General features: G+C 60.5%; 2 protein-coding genes. Both read left to right on the plus strand.

The window, feature by feature from the left end; translation table 11 throughout:
• A partial coding sequence (locus VGG64_14135; GenBank protein HEY1600744.1) for a PEP-CTERM sorting domain-containing protein occupies positions 1 to 310 on the plus strand: 310 nt, incomplete at its 5' end.
• Between the two features lie 92 nt (positions 311 to 402).
• Positions 403 to 1,464, plus strand: a complete 1,062-nt coding sequence (locus tag VGG64_14140) for an IS5 family transposase (protein HEY1600745.1) — start codon at positions 403 to 405, stop codon at positions 1,462 to 1,464.
• Positions 1,465 to 1,627: the final 163 nt, after the last annotated feature.

Genomic DNA, 1,627 nt, shown 5'->3' on the forward strand with positions numbered 1-1,627 from the left:
CTATTCGCTTTCCAGCAGCTTCTATAGCACGTTCGATCAAACCGGTGACGTCTATAACTGGAACGAAACCTTGCTCGTTAATCCCGTCGGCAATGGAGTCCAACTTACCGGGAATTTTCGGGGCGTCCGGGGCGGTTCCTGGGCCGACGACGCCAACGCTCTGCCTGCGACTCGCCGGCTCTTTGACAATCCGGCGGGCCAGATCTTCGACTACACGTTCCGAGTCGCCTTGGTGCCGGAACCAAGCACCGCGGCGCTTTCGATCATCGCCTGCGGCACGCTTTGGTGGTGGAGAAAGCGTTTCAGATAGCGCTGACCGCCGAAACGGTGTCAGGAATGCTCTGTAGAAATCCACGCCTGCCAGCTTAATCCGCTAGCTGGCGGGCCTTCGTATTGGACGATGTGAGAACTACAAAATCTCCTCGTCGTGTCCTGCTATATGGCGATCTCATCGGGCGGCTGACGCTGCGGCCCTACTCTGGCAAGTACAGCCGCAAAACGTTCACGCAGCCTCAACTGTTCGCTTGCTTGGTGCTGAAGGAGTTCCTGCAGCTCGATTACCGCAAGCTGAGCGCCCTGTTGCGCGACACGCCCGACCTGGCGGCGGTGATCGAGCTGAAGAAGGTTCCGCATTTCACGACGTTTCAAAAAGCCGCCGGCCGTCTGTTGGCCTTCCGGCCGGCACGGCGCCTGCTCGACGAGACCATTCATCTGGCCAAGTGGCAGCGGAACCTGCCTGCGACGGTGTCGCTGGCCGCGCTCGATGGTACGGGCTTGGAGTCGCGTCACGCCAGCAGTTACTATGTGCGCCGCCGCGCCAAAGGCGGAAAAACGTGGCAAAAAACGACCTACCAGCGGTTTCCCAAGGTGGGCATTCTGTGCGACACCAACAGCCATTTGATCCTGGCGGTCGTCCCTGGCCGCGGCCCAGCGCCAGACATCCCGCACTTCCGCGACGCGCTCGATCAGGCGTTGTCGCGCACTCCGATCGAAACCCTGGTCGCGGACGCGGGCTACGACGCCGAACATTCGCACCACTTCGCCCGTCAGCAGCGCGGCGTGCGGTCGCTGATACCGGCCAAGGTCGGCCGCCAGACGGACAAGCCGGCCAAGGGCTATTGGCGACGACAAATGCAAAGGCGTCTTCATCTCACGCGGTACACTCAAAGGTGGCAAATCGAAACCGTCAACAGCATGCTCAAGCGGCTGATGGGCTCGGCGTTGCGAGCCCGCAAGTACTGGAGCCAATGCCGTGAAATTCTCCTGCGGTCCATCACCCTCAATATCATGATCCTGAGACGTGCCAGGGTTTCTACAGTGCATGTCAGACACCTTTTCCGGGGCCGACAAAGGCTTTGGCGATTTGGATGCTGCCGCAGGGATGTAGGCAAAAATCCCCAGCGACCGATAAGACCCCGCTCGCCTGCGGGGTTTTTCATGCGCCCCGTCCCCCGGCTACAATAGCGGGATGGACGAACCAAGACCCAAAATGCGTTGGTACGCACCCAAAGACCCGACGCCCCGCGAAGCCTGCCCCTGTTGCGGCTACGTGACCCTAGCCGAGCGCGGGATGTCGCTGATCTGCCCGGTCTGCTTTTGGGAAGATGATGCCTTCATCGGCAACAAA

The organism is Pirellulales bacterium (assembly GCA_036490175.1).
GTDB lineage: Bacteria > Planctomycetota > Planctomycetia > Pirellulales > JACPPG01 > JACPPG01.